Here is an 18,353-nt window from a genome sequence, read left to right on the forward strand (position 1 = left end):
TCTTCGGACTAAAAAAACTATCTTTGCAGGCTTAAACACACAACCAATGTCCATATCATCTCTCAATGCCATCTCACCAATAGATGGTCGTTATAGAAGTAAAGTAAGTAATCTAGCACCTTATTTTTCAGAAGAAGCACTTATCAAATATCGTGTTTTAGTAGAAATTGAATATTTCATAGCTTTATGTGAAGCTAAATTACCTCAACTTTCTGGTGTTGATTCTAAAGTATACAAGGATTTAAGAGCGATTTACAGTGATTTCACTCCTGAAGATGCACAAGCAATAAAAGACATTGAAAAAGTAACCAACCATGATGTTAAAGCGGTTGAATATTTTATCAAAGAACAATTTGATAAATTAGGACTTGCCGACTATAAAGAATTTATCCATTTCGGATTAACCTCACAAGACATTAATAACACAGCCATTCCATTGAGTATCAAAGATGCGATGAATGATGTGTATGTTCCTGAATATCTTGAAGTTGTTAAAAAGCTAAAAGCGCTTGCAGAAGAATGGAAAGACATTCCAATGCTAGCAAGAACGCATGGGCAACCAGCTTCCCCTACCCGATTAGGAAAAGAAATCCTGGTCTTTGTGGTGCGTTTAGAAGAACAATTCAACTTATTAAATGATATTCCTAGTGCAGCAAAGTTTGGAGGCGCCACAGGTAATTTTAATGCGCATAAGGTCGCATATCCAAATATGGACTGGAAAGCTTTTGGAACATCATTTGTACAATCTACTTTAGGCTTACAACATTCGTTTCCAACAACGCAAATTGAGCATTACGATCATATGGCTGCTCTATTTGATGCCCTAAAACGTATCAACACCATTCTTATTGATTTAGATCGAGATATCTGGGCCTATGTGTCTATGGATTATTTTAAACAGAAAATTAAAAAAGGTGAAGTTGGAAGTAGTGCCATGCCTCATAAAGTGAATCCTATCGATTTTGAAAATTCGGAAGGAAACTTAGGTATTGCCAATGCTATCTTCGAACATCTTTCTGCCAAATTACCTATTTCGAGATTACAACGTGATTTAACCGATAGTACAGTTTTAAGAAATGTTGGTGTTCCTTTTGGTCATACACTGATCGGATTTAAATCTACACTTAAAGGTTTAGGCAAATTATTACTCAATGAAGCTAAGTTTGCTCAAGACCTTGAAAACAACTGGGCTGTAGTTGCTGAAGCCATTCAAACCATTTTACGTCGTGAAGGCTATCCAAACCCTTATGAGGCGTTAAAAGGCTTGACCAGAACTAACGAAACGATTAACGAACGTTCTATTTCAGAATTTATTGATACATTAGAGGTTTCAGAAGCTATTAAAACAGAATTAAAAGCCATTAACCCAAATAACTATACAGGAATTTAAATCTTAAAAATGCCTACTAAAAATACATTAGCACTACTATTCTCAGGACTTATTGTCGCTGGTTTTTTCGTGTCTGGTGTTTTTGATATTTTAGATTATTTGATTGTAAAAGCTTTATTATTTTCGGCCTTTGCGGCTTTGGCCTTTTACTTAGTTCTTATCGTTATAAAAAAATCGGAATCCAAATAAGCGCATAAAAAAACCACTTAAAGAGTCAGCTTTAAGTGGTAATTAACATTTAAATAAGTATGTGTGATACGTTTATTTAAAGAATTTTGTAATGTTTTTTAACTGACTATTATCCATATCAGAGTTTTCTAATACTGAAGCCAGATTCATTATTTTACTAAAGTTCATATCGTCTCCAAGAACACGAACGACAGCAAATCCAGATGCATTAGAATTTCCGAGAAGAATGAATTCGTCAACATCGTCGCCATCACCTATGCATTTAATAACAAATTTTCCATCGGTTGAATTTCCGCCGCGCATTAACTCTTCATACTTGGGATCTTTTAAAATTGCCTTGACTTTTGCCAATTCAATATCCATCGTTTCCTTATTACTTTCGTCAACTACAAAAGCTAAAAGACTTAATTTTTCTATCGATTCGTAAGCCTCCTTTTGTTCTTCAGTTAATGTAGTTTCATCAATTTTGAGCATGCTTGTTGGCACATCTAAAGTTGTAAAACCTGGTGCTAACTCACTATCAACATAGTAAGATTGCAACGATAAATCTTGGTTGCAACTTTGTAAAGTCACAACCAAAATTACCATCTTGATTATTGTTTTGATTGATGTATTCATGTGTTTATTTTTGTTTACCAGCTTTTTTAAGTTGCTCACCTCCTGGCATATTCATTTGGCTTGTTAACTTAGAAATTTGTCTTAAATCGATATCGCCTGTCAACGATAATAATACCGTTTCTACTTCTCTTTTCTTTCCGTTAATGGTGATATCCTGACCATTGGTAAGTTCTTTCAAACCATTAACAAACATCAATAATTCTTTAACATGGTTTTCATCTTTACCTTCCTTCACATAAAATTTCACCGTTTGATCACCATCTTTGATACGCATTAACTCATCTAATTTTGATGTTTTTAAATAGCTGGCAACAGTGGCATTCATATCGGCAGAAATCTTTTCATCTCCTGTAGTGAATACTTTAAGTCCTGTAATATTTTTAGCCATTTCAATGTATTCTTTAGCTTCTGGGTCATCGACATCGATTCCCATTGTTGCTAACATTTTAAACATTTTCTGATTAACGATAACAGACATAACTTCTTCTTTATCTTCGTATTTATCAAAGATACTTTGAGCAAACGTTGCTGTTGACGTTAGTGCGATTGCGAGGATTACTATTATTTTTTTCATAAGTTCTAGTTTTTACTTTTTTTGTTCTTTTTTACTAATTTGTTTGTTGTTTTAGCAAGTTCATTAATATGATTTACTTTTTCTGTACCTTTTTCAAAATTGGTAGATACAAGACTCAATGTGCTTACACTACTTGCTGCATCATTAAAACTTGACGACAACAAGGATAAAGCTTCTTTGGTTTGATTATAAGCCTCTAGTTGCTGTTCTGTATATACAGTTTCAACTGTGGTCTCCTGTTCACCAAAGACATTCGGAATAAGAATTCCTAACATAAGAACCGCAACGGCTGCGACAGAAATCCATTGATAGATATAACTTTTTCTAGGTTTTAATGGAACGTCCTTTGTATATAGTTCTTGTTTTGTGTTGTTAAAGTATTGAAACATGATTTTGTACGACTCTAAATGCGGAGCAACGTTTTCTTGAGCAAAATAAGCCCTAAGCTGCTGTTCTTCTTTAATGGATGTTTCTCCATTGTCATACTTTTCCAGTAATTTCTCTATACTATTTAATACCATAACGATGTGTATTAGTTAACTTTTCTCTTATTGTTTTTCTGGCTCTTGATAAAGCGACTCTAATGGCTGTAGGATTCATATCTACTACTTTTGCTATTTCATCAAAATCATATGCTTCTATATCTCTAAGCTGTAATATTATTTTTTGTTGTTCTGGTAATTCTTCAATGATTTTCGAAACCCAATCTACGCTATCTCTATTTTCTACTTGACTTTGTAGCGATGTGTTATTATCCTGATAATTACTATGAACTATTTTCAAATTCTGTGCCTGTTTTGATTTTAGTCGGTCTAAACAAAAATTCTTGGTCATTGTCATCGAAAACGCTTCTACATTTTTATACTCTGCAATTTTCTGTTTATTCTTCCATAACTTCATTAAAATCTCTTGCGTTGCATCTTCTGCTTCTTCATTAGAAACTAGAAGTCTTTTTGCTAAACGAAAGACTTTATCCTTAAAAGGCATTACCAATTTTATAAAATCAGTTTGTGTCATTAGTGGTTTGTTAGTTCAAAACAGGTGATTATTCTGCTTCTTATTATTACGACGAATAGGTTTCAATTTTGTTACAGGATATTTTTTAATTTACAATAATGTAAGTAAATTTAGAGTTTACTAGACTAAGCGCCTAAGAGTTTACGACGCTTTTTGAAAAAGAAAAATAAATAAAAATGTCTTGAGTCGCTATTGTTTTGCTAGCAATATCTTTTTGACTTCGGAAATTTTACAACACCAAATTACAGATGAAATACATTAAACTATTAAAATTTAGTCTATTACTACTTCTCGCTTTCACGTTTACGGGTTGTTTTGAAGATAGAGATGATAATGCAATAACTGCCAGTATCATTAATGACTTTGTATGGAAAGGAATGAATGCCGTTTATCTCTATAAAGATGAGATACCAGATTTAGCTAATGACCGATTTGCAACCAATGGTGAATATGCCGATTACCTTAACAGCTTTGCACAACCAGAAGATTTATTTGAAAATCTTATTTATGAACGGGCAACTGTAGATCGTTTTAGTGCAATCATTCCAAATTATATTGAATTTGAACAATTACTAAGTGGAACGTCAAAAAGTAATGGACTCGAATTTAACCTCTACTTCAAACCAGGAAGTTCAACCGAAGTATTTGGTATCATTCGTTTAGTACTAAACAATAGTGTTGCTGATAATTTAGGCTTACAACGCGGACAAATATTTGATGCTGTTAATGGAACGCCATTAACAGAAAGTAACGTAAGCAGCTTACTTAATCAAGATACTTACACCCTTAATTTTGCGACTTATGACGACAACGGGACTGAAACTTTAGATGACGATTCCATCATTTCAACAACTAATAGTCAAGAACTCACCAAGCAAGTCTATACCGAAAACCCAGTACACCAAACCAGTATTATTGATGTTGACGGCGAAAATGTTGGCTACTTGGTTTATAACGGATTTAACAGAAACTTTAATAATGAGTTAAATGCAGCATTTGCAGAATTTCAGGCTAATAATGTGCAACATTTAGTGCTCGACTTAAGATACAATCCTGGAGGCTCTGTTTTAACTGCATCATACTTGGGAAGTATGGTAACCGGACAGTTTACAGGAGAGGTATATTCAAAACTCATTTATAACAATGATTTACAACAATTAAACGACAATTATGAGTTTGTAAATGGCTTTGATGGCAATAGCATTAATAGTTTAAATCTTAATAAAGTTTACGTTTTAACGACCAGCCGTTCTGCCTCGGCAAGTGAATTGGTGATTAACAGCTTAAGTGCTTATATTGATGTTGTACAAATTGGAGACGCTACTACAGGAAAAACTCAAGCTTCTATCACCATATATGATTCTCCTAATTTAACTGCTGAAAATATTAATCCGAATCACACCTATGCGATGCAACCTTTAATTGCTAATTCTATTAATGTGAATGATGTTGAAGTCCCATCAAGCGGACTCATTCCTGACATCTCATTAATTGAGTCTCCAAGAAACTTTGGTATACTGGGAGATATCAATGAGCCACTTTTAGCTGTTGCTTTGGCTGATATTGAAGGTATCGGACGAATAAATCCGAATACGCCAAGAGAATTTACACCAATTCATACCAATATTAGTATTAAACCATTTGAAGAAACAATGTATATTGATAACAATCAAATGTTAAATCGCCTGGAATTAAAATAAAAGACAAGAAAAAAGCCACTTTAAAAGTGGCTTTTTTTTATTAGAGATTTAAACTAAATCCCAAATTGACATTTCTACCTTTAGTACTATAACCAAATAATTCTTGGTAGTCTTCATTAAAAATATTATTGATGTTAGCAAACAAGGTCAATCTATCATTTGCAACCTTATGACTGACATAAAAATCTAATAAACTAAACGACTTTAGGGTTACAACTTCGTTTTCAAAGGTGGTATTATTAAAGAAGGCATCCTCTCTATCGTCATTAAACTGATAACTTAAGCTCATAAACGTACTAGAACTACATTGGTAACTCAAGGTCGCGTTCACTTTAATTTCAGGAATTCTCAAATTTAAATCTTCATCAACATTCGTATACGTACCATTAGCACGTAATTTTAATCCTTTAGATATTGAAACATCTGCAACCAATTCAATTCCGCTTGCTGTAAAGTCATCTTCAACATTAGCATACTGAAACACAAAATTACCTTGGTCAACAAAATCAACAAATTGCTCTTCAAAGCGGTTAAAATAAACGACGCTCAAGGTCGCTTTATCTTTGATTTGTACTTCGGCACCAACTTCAATTGTTCTATTCTCCTCTGGTTGTAACTCTGCATTTCCGAAGGAAGGTTCAAATAACTGATACAATGATGGTGTTATATAGGCAGTACTATAACTTGCCAAACCTTTTATATACCCAAAATTAAGTTCTTTTTTAAATGAAGGGTTTAAACTATATACCACATGGCTACCATATTCGCTATGATTGTTTAAACGTAAACCTGCATTAATATTTAAACCAAAATCAGATATATAAACCGCGTTTACATAAGGATCAATTATCGTAAATGTACCATCCTGAGAGTTGATGTCTTGCACAAAATTAGTATCACCAAAAGGTATCGAATAGGTTTCAATTTCATTGTCTTGTGCATTGACACCTAACACTGTATAAAATTTATCGTTGAAATTATAACGATTAAACAGGTCGCCAATAAAACTACGAGCCATAAACCGTGTTGGAAAGCTCGATTCAATCTCACGTTCGGTATTATTATATGCTGCATTCAAAGTAATACTACCATTGTTATACGTCATTTCTGGAGATATTCCTATTCGGTATTGCTTAGTCGTAGACAGGTTATCTGCATCGGCAAAACCAAATCCATCATCAAATTCTGTTTTAAACTTGTCAAAACTTCCGTAGGTATTTAATTTAAACCCATCAGAAAATGCATAACCTAATTTAAGATAGCCATTATGCGTATTAAAAGCATCCGATTCATCTCCTACAGCTATTGCCGATAAACCATCGGTAAACTGATGTCCGAAATTTGCTAAATAACTAAACTTATCTAATGTTCCGTTTACAGACACACTATTCACAAAATTTTCAATAGCATAATCCTTATCATTCTGTGATTGGTTTGTTCCAATAGTGCTTCTTAAATTAAAAGCGATAGCATCTTTAGATTCCTTTTTTAGAGTGATGCTAATGACTGCTGTTGCTGCGCCAGTGCCATAAAGTGTACTAGAAGCGCCTTTTAAAATTTCAATGCTTTCAATTTGATCAGCATGAAGTAATCGTAAATCATAATCGTTAGCAATTTGTGAAGCATCAGTAACAGCAATACCATCAATAAGAACTAAAACCTGACGGTTACGCCCTCCACGAATAAAGTAATTTAAATTTTGACCTGCCTGACTTCTAGAACCGTTAATTTCTATACCAGCTGTAGCATTAATAATTTCGACAACCGATTTACCTTGTAAGTTTTTAAGCTCGTTTTGAGTGATTTTGGTAATGACTTTACCTGAGTGCTCTCGTTTTAATTTAAATTTTGAATCGGTAATAACAACCTCTTCCAGCTGCTCTACTGTTAACGAATCTGTTTCTTGTTGTGCAAATGCAAACATTGATATACCAATACATAGCATACCAAAAACTTTTGTTTTTGTGTTCATTGTAATGTTTAATGACTCGGAATCGCATGGATTATCATACGCAAACTTTTATCCCGAAAGTTTAACTTATTTGTTTGAATTTGGCAGGTCTCCTGACTTACGTCTTGTTATTGGTCTTCCCAGAGATATATCCAGTGACATTGAAGGTAATAACAAGCTTATAGTTTACAGTTGCGGGAACAGTTCTGGACTTGAAAAAATTCGCACCAGATTCCCTTTTAATTGACATAATCGTCATTCTGAACTTGTTTCAGAATCTCATTATATATAAAATATATAACGACTAAGTCAAACCAAAATTCGCTGCGAAAGTAAACATTTTGTTTAAGCATTCATTCAAAACTTTAAATAATATTACTTTTGAAGAAAATATTTTCTTTTGAGACATTTGTATCACATCCTTATTGCAAGTATTGCATGTTTGGTATTATCTTGTAAAACAGACCATAAAACACCTACTAGTGAACATCAGCAAGGTGATGAGCTAGAATTAAAATATGCTGAAGGCTTTTCAATAAAAAAAACAAATTCCAAGCAAATTTTAACCATTAGCAACCCTTGGCCTGATGCTAATCAAGAATACCGTTTTGCTTTAATTCCTGAATCTTATGATGATATCAGTTTAGATATAGATGAATTTGCAGCTGTTATCGTTACACCCATTCAAAACATAGTAGTTACTTCTACTACACATATTCCTGCCTTAGAACTTTTAGGTGTTGAACAAACGCTGGTTGGTTTTCCTGGAACTGATTATGTGTCTTCAGAAAAAACAAGAGCGAGAATTGATAATGGAAATGTCAGAGAACTGGGAAAAAACGAAGGTATTAATACTGAAGTCTTATTAGAATTGCGACCAGATATTGTGGTTGCTTTCGGGATAGATGGTACTAATTCTAGTATGAAAACCATAGAAAAATCCGGAATACCAGTAATCTATAATGGTGACTGGGTCGAAAAATCGCCTTTAGCAAAAGCCGAATGGATTAAATTTTTTGGAGCACTATATCATAAAGAAAAAGAGGCTGCAACTATTTTTAATCAGATAGAGCATGATTATATAGAAGCCAAGAGTATGGCTTCTAAAGCAACTTCAAAACCTACTGTGCTTTGTGGAGCAATGCATAAAGATGTATGGTATTTGCCAAATGGCTCTAGTCCGGAAGCCCAATTCTTAAAAGATGCCAACACTAATTATATATGGAGTGACACCAAAAGTGCTGGAAGTTTAGCGTTGAGTTTCGAAGCTGTTTTTGAAAAAGCTAAAGATGCCCAATTATGGCTGAGCCCATCTTATTATACAAGTTATAAAGACTTAGAGGCTTCAAATGTGCATTATGCCGAGTTTGATGCGTTTCAGAATAAAAACATCTATACATTTTCTAATACTACGGGAACAACAGGAGGTGTTTTATATTATGAAATGGGAATTGCAAGACCCGATTTGGTACTTAAAGATATGATAAAGGTATGCCACCCTGAATTGCTACCTGATTATAAAACAACATTTTTTAAACCTTTAAACTAGTTGAAAACCAAATTTACATATGCATTTATCAGTCTAACAATAGTCTTATTGTTCTGCTTTTTTATGAATATAAGTTTGGGTTCTGTAAGTATTCCTATTCAAGATATTTTTCATAGTATTTTAGGCACTTCAGAACATGAATCATGGCAATATATCATTCAAAATTACAGGTTACCCAAAGCTTTTACAGCTATTTTAGTTGGCTCTGGTTTAGGAGTTTCAGGATTGCTGATGCAAACCTTATTTCGGAATCCATTAGCAGGTCCTTTTGTACTTGGTATTAGTTCGGGAGCTAGCTTGGGTGTGGCATTAGTTATTTTAGGTGCTGGATTATTTGGTGGTGCTTTTTCAGTTATTCTGATGTCTAAATGGAGTATTGTTATAGCTGCCAGCTTAGGGAGTTTTCTTGTTTTACTCGCTGTTTTACTTGTCGCTTCTAAAGTTAGAGATACGATGGCAATTTTAATTATCGGACTCATGTTTGGAAGTATCACAGCTGCAGTTGTAAGTGTCCTCTCCTATTTTAGTTCTGCCGAACAATTACAACAGTATATATTTTGGGGCTTCGGAAGTCTGGGTAATTTATCATGGAATGAGCTCCTTATTTTGTTTTGTATCTATACGATTGGTTTACTCTTAACTGTTGCTTCTATTAAAGCATTAAACACTCTGTTACTCGGTGAAAATTATGCAAAAAGTTTAGGTTTAAACCTTAAACAAAGTCGGTATATTATTATTTTGGCAACAAGTTTACTCGCCGGAACGATTACTGCATTTGCAGGTCCGATTGCCTTTATTGGTTTAGCCATTCCGCATATTACACGACAAATATTCAATACTTCAAATCATAAAATATTAGTACCTGCTGTATTTATTATTGGAGCTATTGTGATGTTAATTTGCGACAGTATCGCACAATTACCAACAAGCGACTATACTTTACCTATTAATGCAATTACATCTTTAATTGGCGCTCCTATTGTCGTCTGGTTATTGGTACGTCAACGTAAAATGGTATTTTAATGACAGAGACTAGTAAACATATGGTATTGGAAACTCATGATCTTTCTATAGGTTACACGTCAAAAAAGGCTACAACTGTCATTGCTAATCAAATCAATATTAAGCTCAAAAAAGGGCAATTAATCGGACTTGTTGGCGCTAATGGTATTGGTAAATCAACACTATTAAGAACGTTAAGTTCCATTCAACAACCGCTTGAAGGAGATGTTGTTCTTAATGGAAAATCGCTCAGCGACTATTCTAATATTCAATTATCAAAAGTGATGAGTTTGGTATTGACAGATCAACTCATGTCGAAAAACCTATCTGTATTTGAATTAATTGCCTTAGGACGTCAACCTTATACCAACTGGGTAGGTAATCTTTCAGATACTGATAAAGCTGTTATTCATAATTCGATTGAAAAAACGAACCTTTCAGAATTGAAGCATCGCAAATGTTACGAGTTAAGTGATGGCCAGCTACAAAAAGTAATGATTGCAAGAGCATTGGCTCAAGATACCGATCTTATTATTTTGGACGAGCCAACAACACATCTGGACATGTATCATAAAGCCTATATTTTAAAACTACTTCAAGAATTAACTAAAGACACAAATAAAACCATTTTGTTTTCGTCGCATGAAATTGATTTGGCTATTCAATTATGCGATGAAATGGTGGTGATGAATAAGGAAAGTGTAATTTCTGATACACCTTGTAACCTTATTACTCAAGGGGTCTTTGAAACCTTGTTTCCAGAAGATTTAATTGGCTTTGATGCACAAACTGGACGTTTTAGAATTAAGAAATAGGAAGCTAACTATTTTATTAATTTAACACCATCTTGTCCATTCATGGTAAATTCGAATGTTCGTTCATGGCTTTCCCAGTTAAATGCAAATTTAGCATCGGTTTTTATTTTAACATTTAAAACAAGCTGCGGCACTGGGTCCTTTTTTGATCCCATATTTGATACAAATTTATCATCAATAACCACGCTTCCATTTATTTTCCAGGGAAAATTAGCATGACACTCAAAAAAAGTAATATGAATATTGGGAATCCATTTCCCGCCAAAATCTGGATTTACAGCACGATAAGTACCTGCAACTTTGAACTTCACAGTGTAACAATTGACACCAGCAAAATTATCTAACTTATAAGTAACTTTATCAGACTCAAAATTCTTTGCATGTTCATAATTTTTCCAATCACTATCTTCAGATGACAATACGCGAGTTGTTGTTGCCGATGTTACTGCTTCTGCTTTAGAGTCTTTAATAATATCCCAAACAAATTTTGAAACTTTAATTGCATCGTCCACTTTAGAACCTTTTAACATTGGAGGTTTAGCAGCAAGACATTGCTCCTCTTCAAAATTAAGCTGTTCTAAGGTTCCTTTACGAACTGAAATTTTTTCTTCGTTAAGAAATACGGTTTCTTTGAATTCTTGATTTTGCTCTTGTGACATAACTTTAAATTTTTGATAACCTAAATAAACATGAATAAATACTATAATTTGAGATCTCTACCACCCAATTCTTAAAACAGGTATTTATACCTAGGTTTAGAATAAAAAGACAACAAAATCATTAGCTATTATTTTATATTAAACACAGCAAATTATATATCTTTGAGTAAATTTCTATTCCGTTTATGAACGACAGTTTTATTCTCATTTTAGCTATAATTATATCTGCAGCGATTGGTGCTTATTTAGGTATGCTTTTTATCAAACTGAAAAGTAAAAGCGAACACAGTACCCTTGAGGAACGTCAAAATCAAATGGCTTCAACCATTGAAGACTTAAAGGTGAATTTATCGCGCCTGGAATCTGAACGTGATGATATCCGAAGAGAAAAAGAATTCCTGAATACCGAATTAACACGTCGTAATACCGAATATGAAAACCTTCAGCAGCAAAACTTAAAACGCGATGAAGAATTAGAAGAACGTCAAGCGCAACTGCGAAAAGACTTTGAACTTTTAGCCACCAAAATTCTGGATGAAAAATCTGAAAAATTCACACTTCAGAATAAGGAAAATATCAAGAATATACTTAATCCGTTACAAGAGAAAATTCAGGTATTTGAAAAGAAAGTTGAGGATACGCAAAAGGAAAGCATCTCAATGCATTCGGCTTTAAAAGAGCAGTTATTAGGTTTAAAAGACCTCAACCAGCAGATGACCAAAGAGGCTACTAATTTAACTAAAGCTTTAAAAGGCGATAGTAAAATGCAAGGAAATTGGGGCGAATTGGTGTTAGAGCGTGTTCTTGAAAAATCAGGATTAGAAAAAGACAGAGAATATTATGTGCAGCAGAGTTTTAATTTACCTGATGGTACTCGAGTGCTTCCTGATGTGGTCTTACATCTGCCTGATAGCAAGAAAATGATTATTGACAGTAAAGTGTCTTTAACCGATTATGAACGTTATGTAAATGCTGAAGATGATGAGCGTGCATTTCATTTAAAAGCACATATTAGTTCTATACGAAAACATGTGGATCAATTATCAGAAAAAAATTATCAGGACCTTTACGATATAGAATCACCAGATTTTGTATTGCTATTTATTCCTGTCGAGCCTGCGTTTGCCGTTGCAATTAATGAAGATAATTCACTTTATAATAAAGCCTTCGAAAAAAACATTGTTATTGTTACGCCTGCAACATTACTGGCGACTCTTCGTACTATTGACACCATGTGGAATAACGAAAAGCAACAGCGAAATGCTATTGAAATTGCCAGACAAGCTGGAGCACTATATGATAAATTTGAAGGTCTTGTAAAAGATCTCACAGGAGTCGGTAAAAAAATCGATGATGCGAAAAAAGACTATTCGTCTGCAATGAACAAATTGGTTGAAGGCCGAGGAAATTTGATTACCAGTGTTGAAAAACTCAAAAAAATGGGTGCCAAAGCAAAAAAGGCACTGCCTGAAGCCATTATAAAGCGTGCGCATGATGATGACGAATAAATAAGTTATGAACTATAAAAAGATAGACGCAACTAGAATCAGTATTTCCGAACTGATGCAGCCATCACATTCTAATTTTGGTGGTAAAATTCACGGTGGATACATTTTAAATCTCATGGATCAAATCGCTTTTGCCTGCGCCTCTAAACACTCGGAAACCTATTGTGTAACAGCTTCTGTTGACACGGTTGACTTTTTAAACCCGATAGAAATTGGAGATCTCGTCACCATGAAAGCTTCTATAAATTTTGTGGGTCGTACCTCAATGGTAGTAGGTATTCGTGTAGAATCTGAAAATATAAGAACAGGCGAAATTAAGCATTGTAATTCGTCTTATTTTACGATGGTAGCAAAGGATGACCAAGGTAATTCTGTTGAAGTCCCAGGACTTATCATTAATGATAATACTGAAGTCAAGCGTTTTCTAAAAGCCATTAAACGAACTGAAACCAAAAAGAACCGCAAACAAGAATTTGATTCAGAAGATTTTTCACATACAAATTATCTTGACGATTTAAAAAAGTATCGTGTTAGAGTTGAACTTCCTGATACGTATTAAACAAATATAGAATCAACTATTGTTTTATAAAACGTTTCGTTTGTGTGATATCATCACTTGATACTCTAATGACATAGACACCTGTATTCCATTTGCTGACATCGATAGATACAGCTTGGATATTACTTAGTTCTTTTTCGATAATTTTCTTTCCTAGTAAGTCAAAAACTTTGAGTGTTGCATTTTCGACATTACTCGGTATATTTACATTAAGATGTGATGATGCTGGATTAGGAGAAATAGAGAATTTGTTTGTATCTCCTATATCATCTACACTTAAAAGTGTGTCCCAAAAATTCACACCAAAGTCTGTATTTCCGCCTGTAAATTCATAAGGTGGAGCAACATTGATAAAAGTACCTGCTGTCCAAAACCCATTACTAACCGCTTGAGACTCTCGACCGATGCCTCCTGCTCCCCATTGCGTGAAATCAATCATATTGGCAGCAACTCCAAAGCTGCCTGTTGGTAAATACAAACCCAAATCTGATGAAGCGTCTGTTAATACACTTCCATTGGAGAATGAAACCGTAAGCTCCACTTCTGCATTAGGAGCAAAACTAACGAGGTTACCACTTATCAAAGTCATATTACTTAATGCATCGTATGAAAATCTAGCACATAATCTGTAGGCAGAGATATTTTCTGTTGTAGAGCCGAAGTTCTTAATTTTCACACGTTCTGTGGATGGATCAACTTCAACAATTCTAAATTGTGCATTAGCTTTTTGAATTGAAAATCCAAAACTTATAATGACAATTAGTACATAATAAACGTATTTTTTTTTCATATGATTCAAATTTAAATAGCAATATCTTACAATTTAGTGATTTTTTTTATGAATTCTAAAAAATGAGATAAATAAAAAAGCCTATTGATAAGTTAATCAATAGGCTTTTTTAAGAATATATGATACGTTTATTGCTTCACAAATCGCTTTGTAAATGTCTTTGTATCTGTTGAAACTCTTACAAGAAATATTCCTGTATTCCACCTAGAAACGTCTATTGACGAAACCATTGTGTCTAATGTTTTAGAATATACTTTTTTACCTAACACATCATAAACTATCACATTTGCATTATCCAAATTACCAGATAATTTAATGTTTAATCTTGATGTTCCTGGATTAGGTGATATTTCAAATTCATTTTGTAAACCAAATTCATCAACACCTAGTGCATCTACTGCAGTAATATTATCTAAATCTAAGGTAGAAACAACCACATCTGCTCCCAACCATGTAGGCACTGTACTACTTAGTATTCTCATAGTACTCACAGCAGCTAAAGCTTGCTCTATAGTAACAGAACCTGGACCTCCAACTGCAGTAAATTGATCTGCCGTAACAGGAATAGAAACCGATTGCCATCCAGAACCTGCCGTAACATTTACTGGATTGGTTGTACAAATACGTTTCCCATTAGGTCCCTGAAAAGCGATTCTTAAATTTAAATCTGTAGTAGTTACTCTAACGTCAAAAGTCACCGCCAAAATACCAGCTGCGTTAAAATCTCCAGACCATTGCGCCATCGAGTTAAAAATAATCATTTTACTTCCAGCACCTCCAGATTCTGGTGGTGTTGAAGTGTATGTTAAATAACTATCTCCTGCTCCATTTGGTCCTCCTGTAGAAACATTCGCTGGAGGAGAAACTGCCTGACCGGGATTTCCAATAATCCAATCTTGTGTTGTACCATCTTCAAAATCATCAGCCTGGCCAGCAACAACTTGTGACAAAGCAACTGAAGAGATTAATAACAATGACACTAAAAGTAATTTTGTTTTCATAGTATATTCTTTTGAATTGAAATGTCTTACGTAAAACTATAGCAAGAATGATTCCAATTTAGCAATTTTAAAATTTTTAGCTAAAATAGTAATTAAAAGGTGATTAAGACTAGCAGTTTAACGAAAAAATAAGCTATTTGCTCAAATACATTTTACGTCTGGAATACAAGTTATAAAATTCATCATCTTTTAAACTATCAATAAATAGAATACTTTCGCCTGTACTTTTCATCTCAGGCCCCAGCTTTTTATTAACATTAGGAAATTTATTAAATGAAAATACTGGTTGCTTGATAGCATATCCTTTCAACTGAGGGTTGAAATCAAAATCAGTAACTTTCTTTTCACCTAACATCACCTTTGTAGCGTAATTAACATAAGGCTCACCATAAGCTTTTGCAATAAAAGGCACAGTTCTCGATGCTCTTGGGTTTGCCTCAATGATATACACCATATCATCTTTTATAGCGAATTGAATATTAATTAAACCAACCGTTTTTAATGCTAAGGCAATCTTTCGGGTATGGTCTTTAATTTGCTGCATCACAAATTCTCCCAAATTAAATGGAGGCAATGTCGCATTACTGTCACCTGAATGAATACCGCAAGGCTCAATATGTTCCATAATACCAATGATATAAACATTTTCGCCATCACAAATGGCATCAGCTTCGGCTTCAATAGCACCATCGAGATAATGATCTAACAGTAATTGATTCCCTGGCATTCTGCGGAGTAAATCGACCACATGCTCTTCAAGTTCTTCTTTATTAATCACAATCTTCATCCCTTGACCTCCGAGAACGTAAGATGGTCTTACCAGTATTGGAAAGTCTAATACATCTGCGATAGCAGCTGCTTCATCTGCGGTTGTTGCAATATCAAATTGTGGATAAGGAATATTATTTTCTTTTAAAAGATTTGAGAACAATCCTCTATCTTCAGCTAAATCCAAAGACTGGTATGTAGTTCCGATAATTTTAATTCCATACCGATCTAACTTTTCAGCAAGTTTTAAGGCCGTTTGACCTCCTAGTTGAACAATGACACCTTCAGGTTTTTCATGTCTAATAATGTCATAAATATGCTCCCAGAACACAGGTTCAAAGTACAGTTTATCAGCAATATCAAAATCTGTTGAAACAGTTTCAGGGTTACAGTTAATCATAATCGTTTCATAACCGCATTCTGATGCTGCTAAAACGCCGTGAACACAGCAGTAATCGAACTCAATCCCTTGTCCGATTCGGTTTGGACCAGAACCTAGTACGATAATTTTTTTCTTATCGGAGACGATACTTTCATTTGCAGAGAATTTTCCACCTTCAGAATCTTCCACTTCATTTTCGAATGTCGAATAGTAATATGGTGTTTCTGCTCTAAACTCAGCAGCACAAGTATCAACTAATTTATAAACACGGTTGATATGTAATTCATCACGTTTATTATAGACCTGACTTTCTAAACATTTAAGCATGTGCGCAATTTGGCGATCTCCATAACCTTTTTGCTTTGCTTCCAGTAATAAGTCACGTTCAATAGTATCAATTGTATAAGTGGAAATTTCCTTTTCTAATTCATGGAGTTCTTCATATTGTTTTAAGAACCACATATCAATTTTAGTAATTTCATGAATTCTACTCAATGGAATTCCCATTTGAATCGCATCGTAAATTGCGAATACACGATCCCAGCTGGCATAAGTAAGTTTATCTATAATTTGCTGGTAATCTTTATACCCTTTTCCATCGGCTCCTAATCCGTTACGTTTAATTTCGAGTGATTGTGTGGCTTTGTGTAAGGCTTCCTGAAATGAACGTCCGATAGCCATCACCTCACCTACAGCTTTCATCTGTAAGCCCAGTTGTCTGTCTGATCCTTCAAATTTATCGAAATTCCATCGAGGAATCTTCACCACAACATAATCTAAAGTTGGTTCAAATAAGGCCGAAGTAGAACCTGTAATTTGATTACTTAATTCGTCTAGTGTATATCCTATAGCCAGTTTAGCTGCCACTTTTGCAATTGGATATCCTGTTGCTTTACTTGCTAAAGCCGATGAACGTGATACACGCGGATTAATTTCAATCGCAATAATTTCTTCTTCCTCATCTGGACTAACAGCAAACTGTACATTACATCCACCTGCAAAATCACCAATACTACGCATCATATGAATAGCCATATCACGCATTCTCTGGAAGGTTTTATCTGAGAGTGTCATTGCTGGAGCCACAGTAATTGAGTCTCCTGTATGGATACCCATTGGGTCCATATTTTCTATGGTACATATAATAACAACGTTATCATTTTTATCTCTGAGTAATTCTAATTCGTATTCTTTCCAGCCAATTAAAGCCTTATCAATCATAACTTCGTGAATTGGAGACACTTCCAAACCACGAGTTAGTAATTCATCAAAATCTTCTTCTTTATACACGAAAGACGCACCTGCTCCTCCTAAAGTGTAAGAGGCTCTAATCACTAAAGGAAAACCAAACTCTTGAGCAATTTCTTTTCCTTTTAAATAAGAATTAGCAGTTGCTTGTGGTGCCATACCAACACCAATTTTTAGCATTAATTCTCTAAATTGTTCTCTATCTTCAGTAATATTAATCGCATCAATATCGACACCTATAATATCGACATCAAAATCTGCCCAAATTCCTTTATCATCTGCTTCAATGCATAAGTTTAAGGCTGTTTGCCCTCCCATTGTTGGTAAAACAGCATCAATTTGAGGATGTTCTTTTAAGATTTTAATTATAGATTTAGTTGTCAGTGGTAACAGATACACATGGTCTGCCATGGTAGGATCTGTCATAATAGTTGCTGGATTAGAATTGATTAAGATGGTTTCAATTCCATCTTCACGGAGCGAACGAAGCGCTTGTGTTCCTGAGTAATCAAATTCGCAGGCCTGTCCGATAATAATAGGACCAGAACCAATAATAAGGATCGATTTTAATTTTTCGTTTTTTGGCATGTCAATTTTTTAAGAGTTCAAAAATAGGTAACATATAGGTACAAA

Annotated in this window: 17 protein-coding genes and 1 riboswitch; of the genes, 8 read left to right on the forward strand and 9 right to left on the reverse strand. The window is 34.2% G+C overall.

From position 1 onward, the window contains the following. The first annotated feature begins 46 nt into the window (after positions 1-46). Entirely contained in the window at positions 47-1,390 is a 1,344-nt protein-coding gene (gene purB / locus H7350_RS10960; RefSeq protein WP_204345969.1) for an adenylosuccinate lyase, read from the forward strand. Between the two features lie 9 nt (positions 1,391-1,399). Continuing rightward, the gene (locus tag H7350_RS10965; protein WP_204345970.1) at positions 1,400-1,579 is read left to right on the forward strand and encodes a hypothetical protein; all 180 of its coding nucleotides are present in this window, start codon (positions 1,400-1,402) and stop codon (positions 1,577-1,579) included. A gap of 72 nt (positions 1,580-1,651) precedes the next feature. Here the strand turns inward: H7350_RS10965 and H7350_RS10970 are convergent, their stop codons facing one another. The 4 genes from H7350_RS10970 to H7350_RS10985 are packed head-to-tail and all read right to left on the reverse strand — an operon-like array spanning position 1,652 to position 3,788. Next, entirely contained in the window at positions 1,652-2,197 is a 546-nt protein-coding gene (locus H7350_RS10970) for a DUF4252 domain-containing protein (RefSeq protein WP_204345971.1), read from the reverse strand. 4 nt (positions 2,198-2,201) lie between these two features. Continuing rightward, on the reverse strand, positions 2,202-2,771 hold the full coding sequence (locus H7350_RS10975; RefSeq protein WP_204345972.1) for a DUF4252 domain-containing protein: 570 nt from the start codon (positions 2,769-2,771) through the stop codon (positions 2,202-2,204). 5 nt (positions 2,772-2,776) lie between these two features. Continuing rightward, the gene (locus H7350_RS10980) at positions 2,777-3,292 is read right to left on the reverse strand and encodes a hypothetical protein (RefSeq protein WP_204345973.1); all 516 of its coding nucleotides are present in this window, start codon (positions 3,290-3,292) and stop codon (positions 2,777-2,779) included. After that, positions 3,279-3,788, reverse strand: a complete 510-nt coding sequence (locus H7350_RS10985; RefSeq protein WP_204345974.1) for an RNA polymerase sigma factor — start codon at positions 3,786-3,788, stop codon at positions 3,279-3,281. Before H7350_RS10985 ends, H7350_RS10980 begins: the two co-directional genes overlap by 14 nt. 248 nt (positions 3,789-4,036) lie before the next feature. On the opposite strand from H7350_RS10985, the gene H7350_RS10990 reads away from it, so the two are divergent. Next, the gene (locus H7350_RS10990) at positions 4,037-5,488 is read left to right on the forward strand and encodes a S41 family peptidase (RefSeq protein ID WP_204345975.1); all 1,452 of its coding nucleotides are present in this window, start codon (positions 4,037-4,039) and stop codon (positions 5,486-5,488) included. A gap of 40 nt (positions 5,489-5,528) precedes the next feature. Here H7350_RS10990 and H7350_RS10995 read toward each other — a convergent pair whose 3' ends face one another. Next, positions 5,529-7,460 (reverse strand): TonB-dependent receptor plug domain-containing protein, encoded by a 1,932-nt coding sequence (locus H7350_RS10995; RefSeq protein ID WP_204345976.1) that lies wholly within the window; start codon positions 7,458-7,460, stop codon positions 5,529-5,531. A gap of 65 nt (positions 7,461-7,525) precedes the next feature. Next, a riboswitch (cobalamin riboswitch) is annotated at positions 7,526-7,724 on the reverse strand. Positions 7,725-7,839: 115 nt separating this feature from the next. On the opposite strand from H7350_RS10995, the gene H7350_RS11000 reads away from it, so the two are divergent. Genes H7350_RS11000 through H7350_RS11010 form a run of 3 tightly spaced genes read left to right on the forward strand, consistent with a single transcriptional unit; the run spans position 7,840 to position 10,805 of the window. Next, the gene (locus H7350_RS11000; RefSeq protein WP_338105774.1) at positions 7,840-8,988 is read left to right on the forward strand and encodes an ABC transporter substrate-binding protein; all 1,149 of its coding nucleotides are present in this window, start codon (positions 7,840-7,842) and stop codon (positions 8,986-8,988) included. Further along, on the forward strand, positions 8,989-10,011 hold the full coding sequence (locus tag H7350_RS11005) for a FecCD family ABC transporter permease (RefSeq protein WP_204345977.1): 1,023 nt from the start codon (positions 8,989-8,991) through the stop codon (positions 10,009-10,011). Beyond that, on the forward strand, positions 10,011-10,805 hold the full coding sequence (locus H7350_RS11010) for an ABC transporter ATP-binding protein (RefSeq protein ID WP_204345978.1): 795 nt from the start codon (positions 10,011-10,013) through the stop codon (positions 10,803-10,805). The genes H7350_RS11005 and H7350_RS11010 overlap by 1 nt, the downstream gene beginning before the upstream one ends. An 8-nt stretch (positions 10,806-10,813) precedes the next feature. Here the strand turns inward: H7350_RS11010 and H7350_RS11015 are convergent, their stop codons facing one another. Then, on the reverse strand, positions 10,814-11,464 hold the full coding sequence (locus H7350_RS11015) for a hypothetical protein (protein WP_204345979.1): 651 nt from the start codon (positions 11,462-11,464) through the stop codon (positions 10,814-10,816). Positions 11,465-11,649: 185 nt separating this feature from the next. On the opposite strand from H7350_RS11015, the gene H7350_RS11020 reads away from it, so the two are divergent. Continuing rightward, on the forward strand, positions 11,650-12,972 hold the full coding sequence (locus H7350_RS11020; RefSeq protein WP_204345980.1) for a DNA recombination protein RmuC: 1,323 nt from the start codon (positions 11,650-11,652) through the stop codon (positions 12,970-12,972). 7 nt (positions 12,973-12,979) lie between these two features. Beyond that, on the forward strand, positions 12,980-13,531 hold the full coding sequence (locus H7350_RS11025) for an acyl-CoA thioesterase (protein WP_204345981.1): 552 nt from the start codon (positions 12,980-12,982) through the stop codon (positions 13,529-13,531). A 16-nt stretch (positions 13,532-13,547) separates the two neighbouring features. On the opposite strand, the gene H7350_RS11030 is transcribed toward H7350_RS11025, so the two are convergent. From H7350_RS11030 to carB, 3 genes are all read right to left on the reverse strand, one after another. After that, on the reverse strand, positions 13,548-14,321 hold the full coding sequence (locus H7350_RS11030) for a T9SS type A sorting domain-containing protein (RefSeq protein WP_204345982.1): 774 nt from the start codon (positions 14,319-14,321) through the stop codon (positions 13,548-13,550). A gap of 128 nt (positions 14,322-14,449) precedes the next feature. Continuing rightward, entirely contained in the window at positions 14,450-15,322 is an 873-nt protein-coding gene (locus H7350_RS11035) for a T9SS type A sorting domain-containing protein (protein WP_204345983.1), read from the reverse strand. A gap of 133 nt (positions 15,323-15,455) precedes the next feature. Next, positions 15,456-18,308: a carbamoyl-phosphate synthase large subunit gene (carB, locus tag H7350_RS11040; protein ID WP_204345984.1), complete on the reverse strand. Its 2,853-nt coding sequence runs from the start codon at positions 18,306-18,308 to the stop codon at positions 15,456-15,458. Positions 18,309-18,353 lie beyond the last annotated feature (45 nt).

Source organism: Psychroserpens algicola (assembly GCF_014526325.1).
GTDB lineage: Bacteria > Bacteroidota > Bacteroidia > Flavobacteriales > Flavobacteriaceae > Psychroserpens > Psychroserpens algicola.